This is a genomic window from Mesorhizobium sp., from assembly GCF_004962245.1.
Lineage (GTDB): Bacteria > Pseudomonadota > Alphaproteobacteria > Rhizobiales > Rhizobiaceae > Mesorhizobium.
The window spans coordinates 189,729-204,822 of sequence record NZ_SUHQ01000002.1; the positions used below are offsets into that span (position 1 = coordinate 189,729).

The following is a 15,094-nucleotide window of genomic DNA, read 5'->3' on the forward strand; positions in this document are numbered from 1 at the left end:
CGACAGCGGGCCTCGCGATGCACTTTGTCGGGCCCGTCGACTCGCCTTGCCGATCACCGCGCCTAGATAGACTGTGCGCTGGGCGGGGAACTCCGTTGCAAAAGGACGTGAATATGCCTGAACAGATACCATTGAACGACGGCTCCACCATTCCCCAACTCGGCCTTGGCGTGTGGCAAGTCGATCCGGCCATTACGGCCCAGGTCGTGAGTTGGGGGATCCAGACCGGCTACAGATTGATCGACACCGCCGAAGGCTACCAGAACGAGGAAGGCGTCGGGCAAGCGATCCGCACGGCTGGCGTCACGCGAAGCGAATTGTTCATCACCTCGAAACTGCGCAACGGCGCCCATCAGCGTGACGCCGCGCTTCGGGCCTTCGACGAGACGATGAACAAGCTCGGGATCGAACAGATCGACCTGTTTCTGATCCACTGGCCAGTGCCCAGCCAGGACAAATACGTCGAGGCATGGAAGACCCTGATCGAACTCAGGCAAGGCGGCCGGCTCAAATCAATCGGCGTTTCGAACTTCAATCGGGATCATCTGGAGCAGATCATCGGCGAGACCGGGGTCACGCCCGTCGTCAACCAGATCGAGCTCCATCCCCGGTTTCAGCAGCGCGACATCAGAGAATTCCATATCAAGCACGACATCCGCATCGAAAGCTGGAGCCCGCTGGGCAGTGGCCGGCTGTTGAGCGACCCGACCCTTGAAAAGATCGCCGCAAAACACCGCAAGTCCGTGGCGCAAACAATCATCCGGTGGCACCTTCAGGAAGGGCTGATCGTCATTCCAAAGTCGATCCACCAGGATCGGATCGCCGCCAACTTCGATGTCTTCGATTTCGAGCTGGACGCGGCGGACCTCGAGCTTATCCGAGGCATGGATTCATCAGACGGTCGTACGGGCGCGAACCCCGCCACGGCTACATTCCTGTTCTGACGGACCTGCGGCTGGTCACGCGGCGACCAGCCTCGGCCTCATATCCCGGACCCATCCAGCAGCGGGACATCCTCCCCTTCCCAGGGACTGGGCATTGAACCCTTGCTCAGATTGGCTGCGGGAAGCGGCATCCAGCACTTCAACTCGGGTTCGGCGTATTCGACCACGCGTCCGGGCGACGAGTCGGAGGCGCGCCATCCTTCGCTGCCAAACTGATCGGCTCGAGACCAGTAAGCCAGGTCGACTTCCGCCGGCCCCTGTTCGGACGGTCGAACCGTGACAAGGATCCTGCTGCCATCCCTTGGCGCACTCGACATGTGACGCCACCGATCGGGCTCGTCCATCGCATTTCCTCCTGCGCCGGCATGACGACCTCGGCTGTCCAGACGAATAGTCGCTTTGCATACAAGGCCGGTCAACCCGAACTTTGCGCAGGACAGCTATATCGTTGCGGCCGGCCGCCCTGGCGCGACGGGTATCCGGGTCATGACTGAACCTTGGCTTTGACTGCCCAGGCTCTCGTTTTCAGGGGAATGGACCCGTCCTGGCCGCGCGGCAGGCTATCGCGGAGCCTCTCCATCAACCTCTGGCGAGCTGCGGGGGCGAGGCTCATGCAATAGCCGGGCGCCGGCCCTGCACCCAGGGTGAAGGGGTGCCAGTAGTCTTCAAAATCCTTGAAAACAGCCGGCATTTCAATCCGGGTGCAGTCGATGGAAACGAAGCCGGCCTGCTTCGCAAGGCTGGTCAATCCGTCTTCGGTGCAAAATGGAAAGCGTCTGTCCTCGGTAAGGTCGATGGCGCCGGGGTCAAGCGCCGTCGCGGCGGTCCAGAAGGCCCGCATGAATTCCACCCCGCCGCCGGGATAATCCCACACATAGAATCCAATCGTCGCTCCGCGGCGGGCCACCCGCCCCATCTCCGCGAGCGCCTTTTCCTTGTCAGGGATGAAGTTGAGAACAAGCGCCGACACGACCATGTCCTTGCTGCTCGATTCGAAAGACAACACCTGCGCATCACCAGCGAGAAACTCGACACGTTTGTCCGGCACGTTTGCACGCGCCTTGGCGAGAAAACCCTCCGATGGATCTACGGACACCAAGCTCCTGGGGTTGCAACGCGCCAGGATGGCTGCGGATAGCGCCCCGGTTCCGCAACCTACCTCCAGCCAGTCCAGCCCCTCGGCCGGATCGAGCCAATCCAGGAACAGTGGAGCGATCTGACGGCTCCATCGCCCCATATAGAGGTCGTAGCTATCCCCGGCCTGCCAAGCATCGTGACGCGCTGCCTCAGCCATCGCCATCTCCTCCCTGAGATAATTTCAGACCATTGGACCGCAGCAAGAATACGCCCGCCTCCCTCGCAGGAACAGAGGCACAGGAAGGTGTAACCCGGGTCGTACCCGGATGCCTCGACTGGTTCTTCTTCCGGCAAGGATATGGCAGCCGTCGCGCAGCGGCTGCGCCATGCCAACGTGCCCACAAGGCAGACGGAGCGGGCACCGGACATCTCCGATCCGGAAGGAAATCGACTGCGGATGGTAGCCGCAGTCGATTGGCTGGTGACTCATCGGTCCGCTATAAGCGGCTTCCGGCAATCAGAGCTTTCTAAAACTCGCCGACTATCGCCGCTTTGCCGTTCTGGGAAATTCCAAGACCTCTCCGGGCGGGCGCTTGTACTGGGCCGCGACAATTGCATCGATCAGAGGATCCAGGGCAGCACGGGTCTCGCTGCTTGTCTCGTCATCGCCGCGCAGATAGTGGCAGGCTCGTTCAAGATGAAGGTGTGCGGCGGCAAAGTCGCTTTTCATAGCTTCTCCTTATTGCCCGCCGTTCGGCAAACATGGTCGGTTCGGCTTACCCGAAAGCCAATATCCACAGGCGCATTTAAATCAAATTTGCCGGTTAACCTGATCTTCATAGTGCCGCGGCGATCATCGCCATCGCGGCCATGTGTTGAGTTCCGCCTCAGGCAACAGACCCGCTCCGGTAACAGGGGCGGGTTTTTGTTTGGAAGGCTTGCCCGAAGCGGCCGCCTCCTGAGCGGATCACCAAGCGCGGCACTTGGCTTGAGGCAAGCTTGGCATCGTGCGTTAACCCTCATCACTCCAGCGGTTCATGCTGGTAGCGTTCATCCATGCCGAGCGTTGCCAGAGCGGCGATAGGCGCCTGCTCTTTCACACGGCCGTGGCTCAGGATCACCACGTCGTTACAGAACGAGATGGTGCTGTGGTGACGACTGTTGACTATGGTCGTGCTGCGGCCGGCAGGCTCTTGGCGGCGCGGCGCCAGTTGACCGGCTTGTTCAGTAAAGGCTAATAAGGCAGCGTTACGCGACGGATCCTTGTCTGTTTTTCGGATTTGGCGTTGCTTCGTCACGGTCCGCATCCGCCAGCTATGATAGGCCAGGCTGATAGAATGACCGACCTGATTTGCCTCGAATTCGCCCCGATCGTAGAAGAGCGGTGCTGATTGCAATGCTGGCGGCATCCGTCGTTGACCAGTTTTTGCGGAGAAAACGAAGGCTCCAATGATCCAGGACAATGCCACGGTCGGCGTGGTGGTGCCGATGTTCAACGCCGAGCGAACCATTCGCGCCACCTTGACCAGCATCTGCCAGCAGGACCATCAGGCGTTGGACGTTGTCGTGGTGGACGACGGGTCGACGGACCAGTCCGCCTCGATTGTGGCCTCCTGTGCTGAGAAAGACCGGCGTATTCGCCTTATGAGGCAGTCGAACGCCGGTGTTGCGCAGGCTCGCAACAGTGGCGCGGCCTCCACCGATGCGGAGTTTCTGGCGTTTGTCGACGCGGATGATCTCTGGGCGCCATCCAAGATCGCACTGCAACTGCGCGCCCTGCAGGAGGGCGGCTCTTCGGTGGGCCTGGCATATTGCTGGTTTGCACAGATCGACGAGGACGGCCGGGTATTCTCACTATACCGGCCCGATGCCGATGGCAGCGTTCTGCAACGGATGTGCAGAATGAATTTTGTCGGCAACGGAAGTTCGATGCTGGTGCGTCGCTCCGCATTCGAGCAGGCGGGACAATTCGATCCTTCCCTGAGGGCCAGGAATGCGCAAGGTTGCGAGGATCTTCTGATGTGCCTCAGAATAGCGGAAAATTACGAATTCCGCGTCGTGCCTCAGCATCTCGTGGGTTACCGGATGACGAACGTCAACATGTCGAGCGATGTCAAGCAGATGCTTCGCTCTTGTGAGATTGTTCTTGCCGAGTTTCGCGAAAAATATCCGCAGTTCGGCAGCGATCTCGATGCCCATCTGGTCGACATGATTTGTTGGCTTGCGGTGAGAGCTTTGATCGGCGGGCAGCTTTACGCGGCCTGCGACCTATTGAAGAAACTCTTCGTCCTGGATCCGCGCACGGCGATTTCTCGCCTGCCCAACATGGTAGACGTTTACTGCAGGGCCAGGTTGGTTCCTCGCTGGATCAAGGTTGGAGTGAAACGGATGCGCAACAAGAACGCCAAGTTCCGTCCGCTTTATGAAGAGACCAGCTGGTGAATGTGAGCGCCTCACTGTTCGAACGGTTGCGGCGGCTCATCCGATTGGCGGCATGTCAGTTCTCTGCTGTCTGCCGAGATTGCGCCTCCTAGGCGGGGGCGTCGCTTGGCACCTGCCATTTCAGCCGGTCTCAGATCACGGGGGTCTAGGTGCCGGCACCTTGTGTTTAAGACCTTAAGCGCCGCCTTCGACGGGAGCGGACGGATCAATACTCCTCGGACCTGACTCGCGAAGCTGGCGCGGCGTCGGCGTCTTGAGGGCCACCTGGACTCGCCTTCGAAGCCACTCCAGAGGAAATGGCTGGCATATGAAGGTCGGATCGGCGTCGAAAAAACGCCCGGAGGTACAGATGGAATGCGGTGAGGTCGGAACCATGCGCTGTTTAACGGCGGGCAGTCTCGGCGCAAAGCGACGCAGCCGCCGCCACAGGTCTTGTGCAGACGGCTTTGCGAAGACATGAAACAGCGCGGCCGGATCGATCCGTGTTGCGTGGACAAGCGGAGCGATGGCCGCGCGTGGCGACGTGCGGGCGGCCTCGCTGCCATAATACGCTGAGGCCACGCCATCGGACCAACGAAACAAGAAAGACGCTAGCTCGGGATGTCGCGTGCGGACTGTTTCAAGGACGATCCGGTGCGATGTCAGCATGACGACATACCTGGTCGACATAGAAGATGGGGATCGCCGGTAACCAATCAGATACTCCGGAACGACATCATAATCGCAGATCGCGGCAATGTTGAGCTGCATCTGCAAGTCTTCGGCTCCTTGGGCGCCTGCTGCTCTGAGCGACGGGTCGTATCCCCCGGTTGCCGTAAGAACTGATCGCCTGATTAGCGGTGAACTTGCATTGCCGATAAAGTTCTCAACCAGCAGCCAGTTGTGGACGTCGCCGCGAGCGAGAGTTGGCGGGGAGCATTCGATCACCCAATCATCATCATCGATGACCCGATACCATGCGTAGACAAGGCCGAGAGACGGCCGCGACTGAAAGAGGCGGTGCTGCTTTTCCAGCTTTGTCGGGTGCCACACATCATCCGCATCAAGTGGCGCTATAAATTCACCCTTCGCCGCATGAATTGCCAGGTTTCTGGCGACAGCAACCCCTTGGTTCTGCTGTCTCAGATGAGAAATACGCGGATCGCTGGTTGCAAATGCCTCGACGATCTCAGTGGTCCGGTCGGTCGACCCGTCATCGACCACTATGATCTCTAGCTGTTTGAAAGTTTGCGAGACGGCCGACTGGAGGGTGTTTCGGATAGTCTTTTCCGCATTGTAAGCAGGAATGATGACGGAAACTGCGGGTTGCATATCGAAAAACCTGCTTTTGATGAACGACGAAAGACGGGAGCGCCACCAGCCTAAAATACTAGCATGCTCGAGCGGGATAGCATCAAGCCGCGCCTCTCCCTACGGCTACTTCAACCTCTGAGAATTGCCCGGTCTTTCGCACTTACGGCGGTGACATGTGCTAATATGCTGGTTTCAATCCGCCCAAACTTGTGGATGCCTTCATGCTTCCTTTCATTTCGCTCCCATCCGTGCCCGTGGCCTCGTGGTCTTATTGCCATCAGCTATATGCTTGAACACTCACATGTATCGCGTTTCTGCCGATGGGGATGGCATCCGCGATCGGACATGAGCGTGGTTTTTACAGTTCCTGCGGCGGGAGACCGATGGTGATCCCGCGCGTTCTCCTGCAGCTTGGTCGGCTGGTGCGGCGCCGACGCCTGCGCCATGCTCCCATCATACTGATGTACCATCGCGTTGCAGATATCGCCGTCGATCCGTGGGGGCTAGCCGTCCATCCGGCGAGGTTCGACGAACAAATCGAAGCGCTGACGCGGAGCCGGCGGGTGGTGCATTTGGATGAACTGTTTGATGTCATCGCACGGGGAAAGCCGGGCAAACCGCTTGCGGTTGTCACGTTTGACGACGGTTATCACGACGTCTACAGCAACGCTCGCCCGATCCTACAGCGTCACGACTGCCCGATGACGCTGTTTGTTGCGACGGGAGCAATCGGAAGCGGCAGAGAATTCTGGTGGGATGCGCTCACGCGCATCTGTCTTGAGACGCCTGAACTGCCTGACCAACTCGACATCACGATCGAGGGAGGCAGGCATCACTGGCTCATCCCGAAGATGGTGGATCAGGCCGGCCGTGACAAAGTCTACCGGGAGGTGTGGTCGGCGCTCCGAACGCTGCCGTATGAGCGACAGAACGCACACGTCGAAGACATTGCGAAATGGGCGGGCGTTGGTCTCGACGCCAGACCAGAGCACTGTATTATGACTCCCGAAGAGGTTGGTGATATCAGTGACGACCTGATAACGATCGGTGGTCATACTGTCAGTCATCCCACGCTTCCGGCCCATTCCTTCGCGACCCAGCTTCGCGAGATCGTCGACGGCCGTTCGGCCTGTGAGCAAATGACCGGAAAACGCGTTCTCTCTTTTGCATATCCATTCGGAGACCATGACGCTGTGTCGGTATCTGCCGTCAGGGAAGCAGGATTTGAGTTCGCATGCACGACGCGCGCCGGGTGCGTTGCGCCCGAGGCAGACATGCTGCGGTTACCTCGATTGTATGTCGGCAACTGGTCAGGGGATGAACTCCTGCGAAAAATCGAGGATCATCTGTTCTGATGAACGCACAGCAGATTACCATTATCACCCCTCGACGCGGCTGGTTTGACCTCGATTTCTGGCACCTGTGGCGCTATCGCGATCTGCTGCTCCTGTTCGCGATGCGCGACATCAAAGTCCGCTACAAGCAGACCTTGCTTGGTCCGGCTTGGCTGATCCTGCAGCCCCTGGCGCTTACCGCAGCCTTGACCACCGTCATCAGCGGTATCGCGGGCATTTCAACCGGCGGCCATCCCGCGCCAATCTTTTATCTGACAGCGCTGGTGCTGTGGTCGTATTTTTCCCAAGTCGTCTCCACCGCGAGCCAAGTCTTCATTGCTAACGGTCATCTTTTCAGCAAGATCTACTTCCCGCGACTCGTCGTTCCCGTGTCGTCGCTGCTGTCGAACAGTGTGGCCCTGGCGATCCAGCTTGGCGTCGCATTGGCCTTCTTGCTCTGGTACCAGCTGACAGGAAAAGTGGACGGGCTATCGTGGCGCCTCGCGTTCTTTCCGCTGGTGATCATCCAGATCGCGGCATTCTCGTTGGCTGTTGGGCTTTGTCTAGGAGCGTCAACCGCGAAGTACCGCGATACGGCTCATATGACTCCGTTCTTCATTCAGATCTGGCTGTTCGTGACGCCGATCATCTTTCCTTTTTCGGCTATTCCCGAGCAGTACTGGACGCTGACCGGATTTCTGAATCCGCTCGCTGTCATAATTGATGAAGGGCGCTGGTGCTTCTTCGGCACCTCGGCAGTCGGTGCGCCACAAATCGCTGCAGCGCTTGTCACGACCTCGGTCGTGCTGTTCCTCGGCGTCGTGATCTTTCAACGCGTCGAACGAACGGCCATGGACATGCTGTGAAGAGAAATGACAACCCTTGCGGCCCCGTAGAGAGTGAAGGTCGCCTTTCGTCTGCCGCCGCGCATTCTGCACAATGGGCACGACGCCGATGCCATTGATCTCCGTCATCACGCCTTTCCTCAATGTCGAGCGGTTTCTTCCGGCAGCGATCGAAAGCGTGCGCGCGCAAACCTTCACTGACTGGGAAATGCTTCTCATTGACGACGGATCATTCGACGGGAGCGTTGCAATCGCGGCGGCTGCAGCAGCCGGCGATCCGCGAATCCGTTTCATTCGATCGAACGGCCAGCGTCGCGGCGCCGCCGCGGCGCGCAATGCCGGAATCGCGGCCGCGTCGGGCATGTTCTTCACGTTCCTGGATGGCGACGATATATTTGAGCCGGAAAAATTCGAGAAGGAACTTGCGATCTTTGATGCGCATCCTAGCGCTAAGGTCCTTTACGGACCGACCCTGTGGTGGTTCCCCGATGAGCCGCACCGGAACTGGACCGACTTGATGCCACGCCAATCGGACCGTCTGCACATGCCGCCCGACCTGCTCGACCAGGTCATCGTACGCCAGCGGGCTCATGTGCCGTGCATCTGCTCGATCATGGTTCACCGCGAAGCTTTGGTAGCGGTGGGCGGCTTCGATGAGGCGTTCGAGCTCTACGAAGACCAGACCCTTCTAGTAAAGCTGCTGTTGCGCTATCCGGTATTCGTGACATCCACGCCCACCAGCCGATACAGGCAGCACCTCGATTCGATATCGGCCAAGGCGACTGCTTCCGGCATCTACGATCGACTGCGCCCGCATGCTGCTCGCATTGGCTTCCTCGAATGGGTTGAGATGCATGCGGCGGCCTCGGGATTGATGACGCCGAAGTTGCAGCGGGCGCTCCGCTTCGCATTTGCGCGCTATCCGGCCCAGCGTCGGCCCCTGACACTTCGCGATAGGTTTGACCTCGCCATCGACGCCGGACGCCGGTTCGCTCGGCGGCTGACGCCACGCCGCGTCCTGTCGAAGGTGTTCAGGCTGCTGACGAGAGCACGGAAGTAGTGGGCGGGACCGGTGGCGCGGATTGGATCGCGACCGAGCCTGAGATTTCTGATATTGACGATACCGTTTTACGGGAATGACAAGTCGCATCGCCTCGCTAGGGGCGACGTGCTAAAATTGACGCGTGTCCATCATTTCTGTGCCAAAATTCTGTTTGTGATGCCTAAGATCGCGTTCGATTTCTGGCAACGAACACCAGCCCGTGCCTCTCTGCGAAGCTAAGGAGAATTTGGCCGTTTCATGATCGCAGTCGTCATAACAACTTACAACCATACTCGCTTTCTTGAGGACGCCATTCAGAGCTGTCTTCGTCAAAGCCAGCCGATGGATGAAATTATTGTCGTCGACGACGGATCCACCGACAATCCGGCATCGGTTGTCGAGCGTCATCCAGGCGTGCGCCTGATCAGGCAGGACAATTGCGGGCTCGCGGCCGCCCGAAACGCCGGGCTGGCGGCTTCCAGATCCGATTACATCACCTTTCTGGACGCGGATGATCGTCTCCTTCCGAATGCCATTGAGACGGGTGTGCGAATGCTGGTTGCGCATCCAGATGCGGTTCTCGCTTACGGAGCTCATCGCTTCATCAATGGAAGCGGTGCGATCGAGTCAGACAAGCATCACGTCGCGCTTATTGAAGATCCTTATCTTCAGTTACTGCGGACGGGAAACTTCATTGCAATGCATGCGACCGTGGTTTATCGGCGGGAGAGGCTCGCGGCCATGGGCGGGTTCGACGTTTCAATGCGGCTCTGCGAAGACTATGAGCTATTCTTGCGAATCGCCCGGCGCGGTTCGATCGTAACGCACGACGATGTCGTCGCCGAGTATCGCATGCACGGCGACAACATGTCGAATAATCGATCGATGATGCTCGCTGCAGCTTTGTCGGTGCTTGACAAGCAGTTGGCAGGTCCGGTTGACGACGATGTGCGTCTTGCAGTCCGCGATGGCAGGCGGTTCTGGAAGACCTACTATACCGGAGAGTTGACGACTGAGGCCTTGGGCGCGATCCGCGCCGAACCCGCCAAAGCGATTCGCATGCTGCGGCAGGCTTTGCAGATGTCGCCGCCGATCACGCTGCAAACGGCGGCATTTAGGATAAGGCGCAAGGTCGGCAGGCATGTGCAACGGCTGCTTGGAGCTTCCGGCGCCGATTGGCGGGCTCCGCGCGTCGGTTCGGTGCGGTTTGGGGATTTCGCACGCACGATGCCGATGAGCCGCTCGTTTGGATATGATCGCGGCAAGCCAATAGATCGATATTATATCGAGAATTTCCTACAATTGAATGCGGCCGACATACATGGCCGTGTGCTGGAAATCGGCGACAACAGCTACACGATGCATTTTGGCGGTGCTCATGTCGTCAAGAGCGACGTGCTGCATGTTGATTCCGATAATCCAAACGCGACCATCATAGGCGACCTGTCGCAGCCCGGAGTCCTGCCGTCAAACGCCTTCGACTGCATCATCTTCACGCAAACACTTCATCTGATCTTCGACATGTCGGCTGCGGTCGCTGCACTGGCCGACGCGCTCAAGCCCGGGGGCGTGCTGCTGCTAACTGTTCCTGGCATCACCCCGGTCGATCGCGGCGAGTGGGGCAGCACGTGGTTCTGGTCATTGACGCAGGCGGCGTTGGCGAAGTTGCTTGCGAAATCCTTCAGCGCGGCGAATATGGCGCTCGAAACCCACGGCAACGTCTTCGCGGCAGTTTGTTTTCTCCAGGGACTCGCCAAGGAAGAAGTTTCTGACCAGAAGCTCGACGTCCGGGATACCGCCTATCCCATCGTTGTAACGGCGCGCGTCGTGAAGGACGGGCTGACCGCGGATCAACCCGGCAGTCGAACCGCAGATGTTACGGCTTGAGATCGATGACAGAATTGCCAGCCGTTGAGGTCCGAGGACTTTCCAAGCGCTACCGGCGCGGCGCGATCGGCGTGCGCTCATTGCGTGAGGAGGTCGAACAACTTGTCGCGCGTTTGCGCTCGCGGGAAGCCGAAGCTTCCCTCAACGAATTCTTCGCCATCAAGGACATCACTTTTTCCGTTCCGACTGGCACCGTGTGCGGTATCATCGGACGCAACGGCTCGGGAAAGACCACGCTGCTCAAGGTTTTGACCTCGATCACCGCTCCGGACGAGGGCGAGGCAGTGATGCGAGGCCGGATAGGAAGCTTGCTGGAGGTAGGGGCCGGATTCCATCCGGATCTCGACGGGATCGAGAACATCTACCTCAACGGCGCGATCCTCGGCATGAGCAAGGCCGAGATCACGCGTAAGCTGGACCGGATCATCAAATTTGCCGATATCGGCAGCTTTCTCGAAACGCCGGTCAAGCGTTATTCGTCCGGTATGTATGTTCGGCTTGCCTTCGCGATCGCTGCTCATCTGGAGCCGGAGATTCTCGTCGTCGACGAGGTGCTTGCTGTCGGCGATGCTGAATTTCAAAAGAAATGTCTCGGCACGATGAAGAACGTCGCGGGTGAAGGTCGCACCGTGCTGTTCGTGAGCCACAACATGGCCATGGTTCGGCAGCATTGCACAAAAGCGGTTTATCTGGACCGAGGCCTTCTGAAGGACTTTGGCGAGGCATCATCGATCATCGATGCGTACCTGTCGAACACCGTCCCGAGCAGCGATGGAGCCGAGCGCGTTGGCAATGATGACCTCTGGATGCAGGTGGCTATTGTGTATCCGGGTACGCGCGAGCGCTGCAACCAGCTCAAGTTTGGCGGCGATTACGATTTTGTGCTGAAACTGGGCGCGAGGGATTCGTTTCACCGAAGCGTGGTTCATATCCAGATTTTTGATCAGGAAGGCAACTTGATCTCTGTGCTCGAAAGCCTCGCGGAAGGTGTTGGTCAATTTGACATAGTTGGGGAGGCCGAGGTCGTATTCAGCGTGCGATCGTTGGGATTGTTGCCAGGCACTTATAGCGCTGGAGCGGCTCTCTATGCGTGGGGAGAGGATGAGCCGGACCTCGCAAGCGAGAACTTGCTAACGTTCGAGGTTGTTGCGGCAACAGTCAATGACTCCTATTGGCCATATCTGAAAGAGCACGGGATTGTGCGACTGTCGCATTCTGCCCAGTTGCTTAAGGTGGATTGAAGCACGTGGCGACACTGGCTTTCGGCGGGGTAGTGTCTCAGTTTGAAATAAGCGGAATGGTCAGCACGACGACGACTTCGATGAAGGGGATTACCACGTAGATGGCAAGAAAGCCGGCAATCCACATTCCGATTTTGACCAGCCAGGACGGATGAGGGGTCGCCCCCCAAGCGAAAAATGCGCTCGCGACGCCCAAACCCAACGCGACAATGCCGATAACCGGAGACCGCGTCATTGGAAGCATTAGATCATCAAAAACAAGAAAGATCGCGCTAATGAAGATTAGCTGGGCCGTGAGCCCGAATAGAAACGCGCGTTTCACGCGGCCCGCCCGGTGCTATCTTTTATCGGCATCAGGCGACTGCTTTCGTTTTGTACGGCCCGCGTTTGTCCAGTTTGGGCGCAACTGCGTCCATCATGTATGCATTACGCTAAGCATATAGGAGTTCGGGCAGGATCGCGACAAGCGACGCGTCAAATTTCAAACTGAGACACTACCTTGGCCTGATGGTTCGAAAGGCGGAAGAAATTGCGCATGCCCTGAAGCGCCTGAAGGACGATCCGCACTTGCGGGAACGCCTGGGTCGGGCGGCGCGAAAGCGGATAGAGAAAAATTTCTCGCTTGTCGCAGTCGCCGCCGCTCTCGATTGCTTGTTGACCAAGCGGTAGGTAGGGCTCTTCCGCAAAGGATCGTCACAACCGGCTGCGATACCAGGCCAGCGCCGTTTCGACGATCTGGTCGATTCCGGATTGCTCGGGCATCCAGCCGAGTTCCCGGGCCGCCTTGCCGGCCGCGGCTACGAGCGCAGGCGGGTCACCTGCCCTGCGCGGACCGTAGGCCACCGGAAGGCGCGTTCCCGAAGCCCGGCTCACCGCATCGACCAACTCGTTCACCGTCGTTCCCGTTCCGGTGCCAAGATTGTAGACGTGGACCCCCGGATCGCGGAGAAGCTTCTCCCCTGCCAGAACGTGCGCACGGGCGAGATCGGTGACGTGGACATAGTCCCGCACCGCGGTTCCGTCACGGGTGTCGAAGTCGGTGCCATTAATGGTAAAAACCCGGCCCGATCCAACCGCCGCCTCGATAGCGAGCGGAATGACATGCGTTTCCGGTTCATGCCGCTCGCCGATCTCGCCGTCGGGATCACATCCGGCCGCGTTGAAATACCGGAGCACAACTGCGTTGAGGCCATGGGCATCCGAAAGATTGTCCACCATTCGTTCCACGATGAATTTCGACCATCCATAGGGATTGATGGGCGATTGCGGATGCGTTTCGTCAATCGGAGAACGGATCGGAACGCCGTAAGACGCGCAGGTGCTCGACAAGATCAGCTTGTCGATGCCGATCTTCAGCATTTCCTCGAGCAAGACCAGCGTCCCAAAACTGTTATTTCGGTAGTAGAGTTCCGGGCGCTCGACAGACTCGCCGACATAGGCGTAGGCAGCGAAATGCGCCACCACATCCGGCCGATGCTGGTGCAGCGCTGCTGCTACCGCTGCGGCGTCGCAAACATCGCCCTCGACAAGCGGTCCCCATTTGACCGCGTCGCGCCAGCCGCGCGAGAGGTTGTCATACGCAATGACCGACCAGCCGGATTCGGCGAATGCCTTGCAACAGTGTGAGCCGATATAACCTGCCCCGCCAGTGACCAAGACTGTTTTCATTCGGCTGCAGCGGACCCAGCATGTCCCGATGAGATCAAGTCGTCGAAATAGGCAATGGTCTTGGCGAGACCATCGCGCAATGCGATTCTTGGCTTCCAGTTGAGTTCGCGCAAGGCACACCCGATATCAGGCTGTCGCTGCCTTGGATCATCGACGGGCAAAGGTAAAAACTTGATCTTGGATCGGCTTCCGGTAAGTTCGATCACGAGATCGGCGAGTTCGAGCATCGTGAATTCGACCGGGTTGCCCAGATTGATTGGACCGGTAACATCGTCGCCCGTGTGCATCAGGCGAACCAGACCGTCGATGAGATCGTTGACATAGCAAAATGAGCGTGTCTGCTGACCGTTGCCGTACACGGTTATCGGCTGGTTTTGCAGTGCCTGCACAATGAAGTTGGAAATGACGCGGCCGTCGTCCGGACGCATCCTCGGACCGTAGGTGTTGAAGATGCGCGCTACCTTGATCCGCAGCCTGTGCTGCCGCCAATAGTCGAAAAACAGGGTTTCGGCACACCGCTTGCCTTCGTCGTAACAGGAACGGAGCCCTATCGGGTTTACCCTGCCCCAATAGTCCTCGGTCTGCGGGTGAACCTCGGGATCGCCGTAGACTTCGGACGTGGACGCCTGAAGGATCTTTGCGCGAACCCGTTTGGCGAGCCCCAGCATGTTGATCGCCCCATGGACGCTGGTCTTTGTCGTCTGGACCGGATCGAACTGGTAGTGAACGGGGCTTGCCGGGCAGGCAAGATTGTATATCTCATCAACTTCTATGTAGAGCGGAAATGTCACGTCGTGGCGAATGATCTCAAAGGATTTGTCGTCGAGCAAATGCGAGACGTTTCTCCGACTTCCGGTGAAGAAATTGTCGACGCATACAACCTCGTGGCCTTCACCAAGCAACCGCTCGCATAAGAACGATCCCAGAAAACCTGCGCCCCCAGTCACCAAGACTCGCTTTGCCCGCTGCATTTTCGGGATCCTCACGCCAGTTTACCCCAACCTAATAAGCTAACCCGACGACACGGTGATTTACCAGAGGCCTGCCTTCACTTAGCGTTAACGATAGGAAACTGTCCTCGACAAGGCGGCCGCCTTCCACCATCCGGTCCCGTCCCTCCCCCAGAAGAGGTATGGCGTTAGGATCCGATCCCGCTGCTCGTCGGCGGCATCGGCATCATGAACATCATGCTGGTTTCGGCGACCCAGCGGACGGATACGCCCGCGAGCGGACAACGCCCCACCCCGTTGATCCACGTCAACGACACGGGCCAGAGCAGCACAAATAACCGATCCCGATCATTGGCTTGCGAGAAAGACCG

16 protein-coding genes are annotated in these 15,094 nt (G+C 58.5%); 8 read left to right on the forward strand and 8 right to left on the reverse strand.

Translation table 11 applies throughout. The features are described from left to right. Positions 1-113 precede the first annotated feature (113 nt). Positions 114-944, forward strand: coding sequence for an aldo/keto reductase (locus E5X88_RS02840; RefSeq protein WP_292158035.1), 831 nt, complete (start codon positions 114-116; stop codon positions 942-944). A 38-nt stretch (positions 945-982) separates the two neighbouring features. Here E5X88_RS02840 and E5X88_RS02845 read toward each other — a convergent pair whose 3' ends face one another. The 4 genes from E5X88_RS02845 to E5X88_RS02860 all read right to left on the reverse strand — a co-directional run bounded on the left by E5X88_RS02845 (position 983) and on the right by E5X88_RS02860 (position 3,517). Continuing rightward, positions 983-1,288: a hypothetical protein gene (locus E5X88_RS02845; protein WP_126043254.1), complete on the reverse strand. Its 306-nt coding sequence runs from the start codon at positions 1,286-1,288 to the stop codon at positions 983-985. A 140-nt stretch (positions 1,289-1,428) separates the two neighbouring features. After that, entirely contained in the window at positions 1,429-2,238 is an 810-nt protein-coding gene (locus E5X88_RS02850; RefSeq protein ID WP_292158039.1) for a class I SAM-dependent methyltransferase, read from the reverse strand. A gap of 324 nt (positions 2,239-2,562) precedes the next feature. Continuing rightward, positions 2,563-2,751, reverse strand: a complete 189-nt coding sequence (locus E5X88_RS02855) for a hypothetical protein (protein WP_292158040.1) — start codon at positions 2,749-2,751, stop codon at positions 2,563-2,565. 292 nt (positions 2,752-3,043) lie between these two features. Next, complete coding sequence (locus E5X88_RS02860; protein ID WP_292158344.1) at positions 3,044-3,517, reverse strand: hypothetical protein; 474 nt, start codon at positions 3,515-3,517, stop codon at positions 3,044-3,046. On the opposite strand from E5X88_RS02860, the gene E5X88_RS02865 reads away from it, so the two are divergent. Beyond that, complete coding sequence (locus tag E5X88_RS02865; RefSeq protein WP_292158042.1) at positions 3,471-4,463, forward strand: glycosyltransferase family A protein; 993 nt, start codon at positions 3,471-3,473, stop codon at positions 4,461-4,463. The two genes, E5X88_RS02860 and E5X88_RS02865, sit on opposite strands and share 47 nt — an antisense overlap. Positions 4,464-4,637: 174 nt before the next feature. Here the strand turns inward: E5X88_RS02865 and E5X88_RS02870 are convergent, their stop codons facing one another. After that, the gene (locus tag E5X88_RS02870; protein ID WP_292158043.1) at positions 4,638-5,774 is read right to left on the reverse strand and encodes a glycosyltransferase family 2 protein; all 1,137 of its coding nucleotides are present in this window, start codon (positions 5,772-5,774) and stop codon (positions 4,638-4,640) included. Positions 5,775-6,139: 365 nt separating this feature from the next. On the opposite strand from E5X88_RS02870, the gene E5X88_RS02875 reads away from it, so the two are divergent. The 5 genes from E5X88_RS02875 (at position 6,140) to E5X88_RS02895 (ending at position 12,105) form a co-directional block, all read left to right on the forward strand. Further along, complete coding sequence (locus E5X88_RS02875) at positions 6,140-7,111, forward strand: polysaccharide deacetylase family protein (RefSeq protein WP_292158045.1); 972 nt, start codon at positions 6,140-6,142, stop codon at positions 7,109-7,111. Beyond that, on the forward strand, positions 7,111-7,956 hold the full coding sequence (locus tag E5X88_RS02880; RefSeq protein ID WP_292158046.1) for an ABC transporter permease: 846 nt from the start codon (positions 7,111-7,113) through the stop codon (positions 7,954-7,956). Before E5X88_RS02875 ends, E5X88_RS02880 begins: the two co-directional genes overlap by 1 nt. An 88-nt stretch (positions 7,957-8,044) precedes the next feature. After that, complete coding sequence (locus E5X88_RS02885) at positions 8,045-8,995, forward strand: glycosyltransferase (RefSeq protein ID WP_292158048.1); 951 nt, start codon at positions 8,045-8,047, stop codon at positions 8,993-8,995. A 240-nt stretch (positions 8,996-9,235) separates the two neighbouring features. Further along, positions 9,236-10,864: a glycosyltransferase gene (locus E5X88_RS02890; protein ID WP_292158049.1), complete on the forward strand. Its 1,629-nt coding sequence runs from the start codon at positions 9,236-9,238 to the stop codon at positions 10,862-10,864. Positions 10,865-10,869: 5 nt separating this feature from the next. Then, entirely contained in the window at positions 10,870-12,105 is a 1,236-nt protein-coding gene (locus E5X88_RS02895) for a polysaccharide ABC transporter ATP-binding protein (protein ID WP_292158050.1), read from the forward strand. Between the two features lie 37 nt (positions 12,106-12,142). Here the strand turns inward: E5X88_RS02895 and E5X88_RS02900 are convergent, their stop codons facing one another. After that, positions 12,143-12,427: a hypothetical protein gene (locus E5X88_RS02900; RefSeq protein ID WP_292158052.1), complete on the reverse strand. Its 285-nt coding sequence runs from the start codon at positions 12,425-12,427 to the stop codon at positions 12,143-12,145. A gap of 185 nt (positions 12,428-12,612) precedes the next feature. Between E5X88_RS02900 and E5X88_RS02905 the strand changes: the two genes are divergently transcribed. Next, on the forward strand, positions 12,613-12,774 hold the full coding sequence (locus E5X88_RS02905) for a glycosyltransferase (RefSeq protein WP_292158053.1): 162 nt from the start codon (positions 12,613-12,615) through the stop codon (positions 12,772-12,774). Positions 12,775-12,798: 24 nt separating this feature from the next. Here E5X88_RS02905 and galE read toward each other — a convergent pair whose 3' ends face one another. Both galE and E5X88_RS02915 read right to left on the reverse strand, forming a co-directional pair. Further along, complete coding sequence (gene galE, locus E5X88_RS02910) at positions 12,799-13,773, reverse strand: UDP-glucose 4-epimerase GalE (protein ID WP_292158055.1); 975 nt, start codon at positions 13,771-13,773, stop codon at positions 12,799-12,801. Next, complete coding sequence (locus E5X88_RS02915; RefSeq protein WP_292158057.1) at positions 13,770-14,744, reverse strand: UDP-glucuronic acid decarboxylase family protein; 975 nt, start codon at positions 14,742-14,744, stop codon at positions 13,770-13,772. Before E5X88_RS02915 ends, galE begins: the two co-directional genes overlap by 4 nt. Between the last annotated feature and the right edge of the window lie 350 nt (positions 14,745-15,094).

Excerpts from the sequence above, each read along its gene's own strand:
- E5X88_RS02840 (WP_292158035.1), top strand. The coding sequence starts at position 114 with ATGCCTGAACAGATACCATTGAACGACGGCTCCACCATTCCCCAACTC.
- E5X88_RS02845 (WP_126043254.1), bottom strand. The coding sequence starts at position 1,288 with ATGGACGAGCCCGATCGGTGGCGTCACATGTCGAGTGCGCCAAGGGAT.
- E5X88_RS02850 (WP_292158039.1), bottom strand. The coding sequence starts at position 2,238 with ATGGCTGAGGCAGCGCGTCACGATGCTTGGCAGGCCGGGGATAGCTAC.
- E5X88_RS02855 (WP_292158040.1), bottom strand. The coding sequence starts at position 2,751 with ATGAAAAGCGACTTTGCCGCCGCACACCTTCATCTTGAACGAGCCTGC.
- E5X88_RS02865 (WP_292158042.1), top strand. The coding sequence starts at position 3,471 with ATGATCCAGGACAATGCCACGGTCGGCGTGGTGGTGCCGATGTTCAAC.
- E5X88_RS02870 (WP_292158043.1), bottom strand. The coding sequence starts at position 5,774 with ATGCAACCCGCAGTTTCCGTCATCATTCCTGCTTACAATGCGGAAAAG.
- E5X88_RS02875 (WP_292158045.1), top strand. The coding sequence starts at position 6,140 with ATGGTGATCCCGCGCGTTCTCCTGCAGCTTGGTCGGCTGGTGCGGCGC.
- E5X88_RS02880 (WP_292158046.1), top strand. The coding sequence starts at position 7,111 with ATGAACGCACAGCAGATTACCATTATCACCCCTCGACGCGGCTGGTTT.
- E5X88_RS02885 (WP_292158048.1), top strand. The coding sequence starts at position 8,045 with ATGCCATTGATCTCCGTCATCACGCCTTTCCTCAATGTCGAGCGGTTT.
- E5X88_RS02890 (WP_292158049.1), top strand. The coding sequence starts at position 9,236 with ATGATCGCAGTCGTCATAACAACTTACAACCATACTCGCTTTCTTGAG.
- E5X88_RS02895 (WP_292158050.1), top strand. The coding sequence starts at position 10,870 with ATGACAGAATTGCCAGCCGTTGAGGTCCGAGGACTTTCCAAGCGCTAC.
- E5X88_RS02905 (WP_292158053.1), top strand. The coding sequence starts at position 12,613 with ATGGTTCGAAAGGCGGAAGAAATTGCGCATGCCCTGAAGCGCCTGAAG.
- galE (WP_292158055.1), bottom strand. The coding sequence starts at position 13,773 with ATGAAAACAGTCTTGGTCACTGGCGGGGCAGGTTATATCGGCTCACAC.
- E5X88_RS02915 (WP_292158057.1), bottom strand. The coding sequence starts at position 14,744 with ATGCAGCGGGCAAAGCGAGTCTTGGTGACTGGGGGCGCAGGTTTTCTG.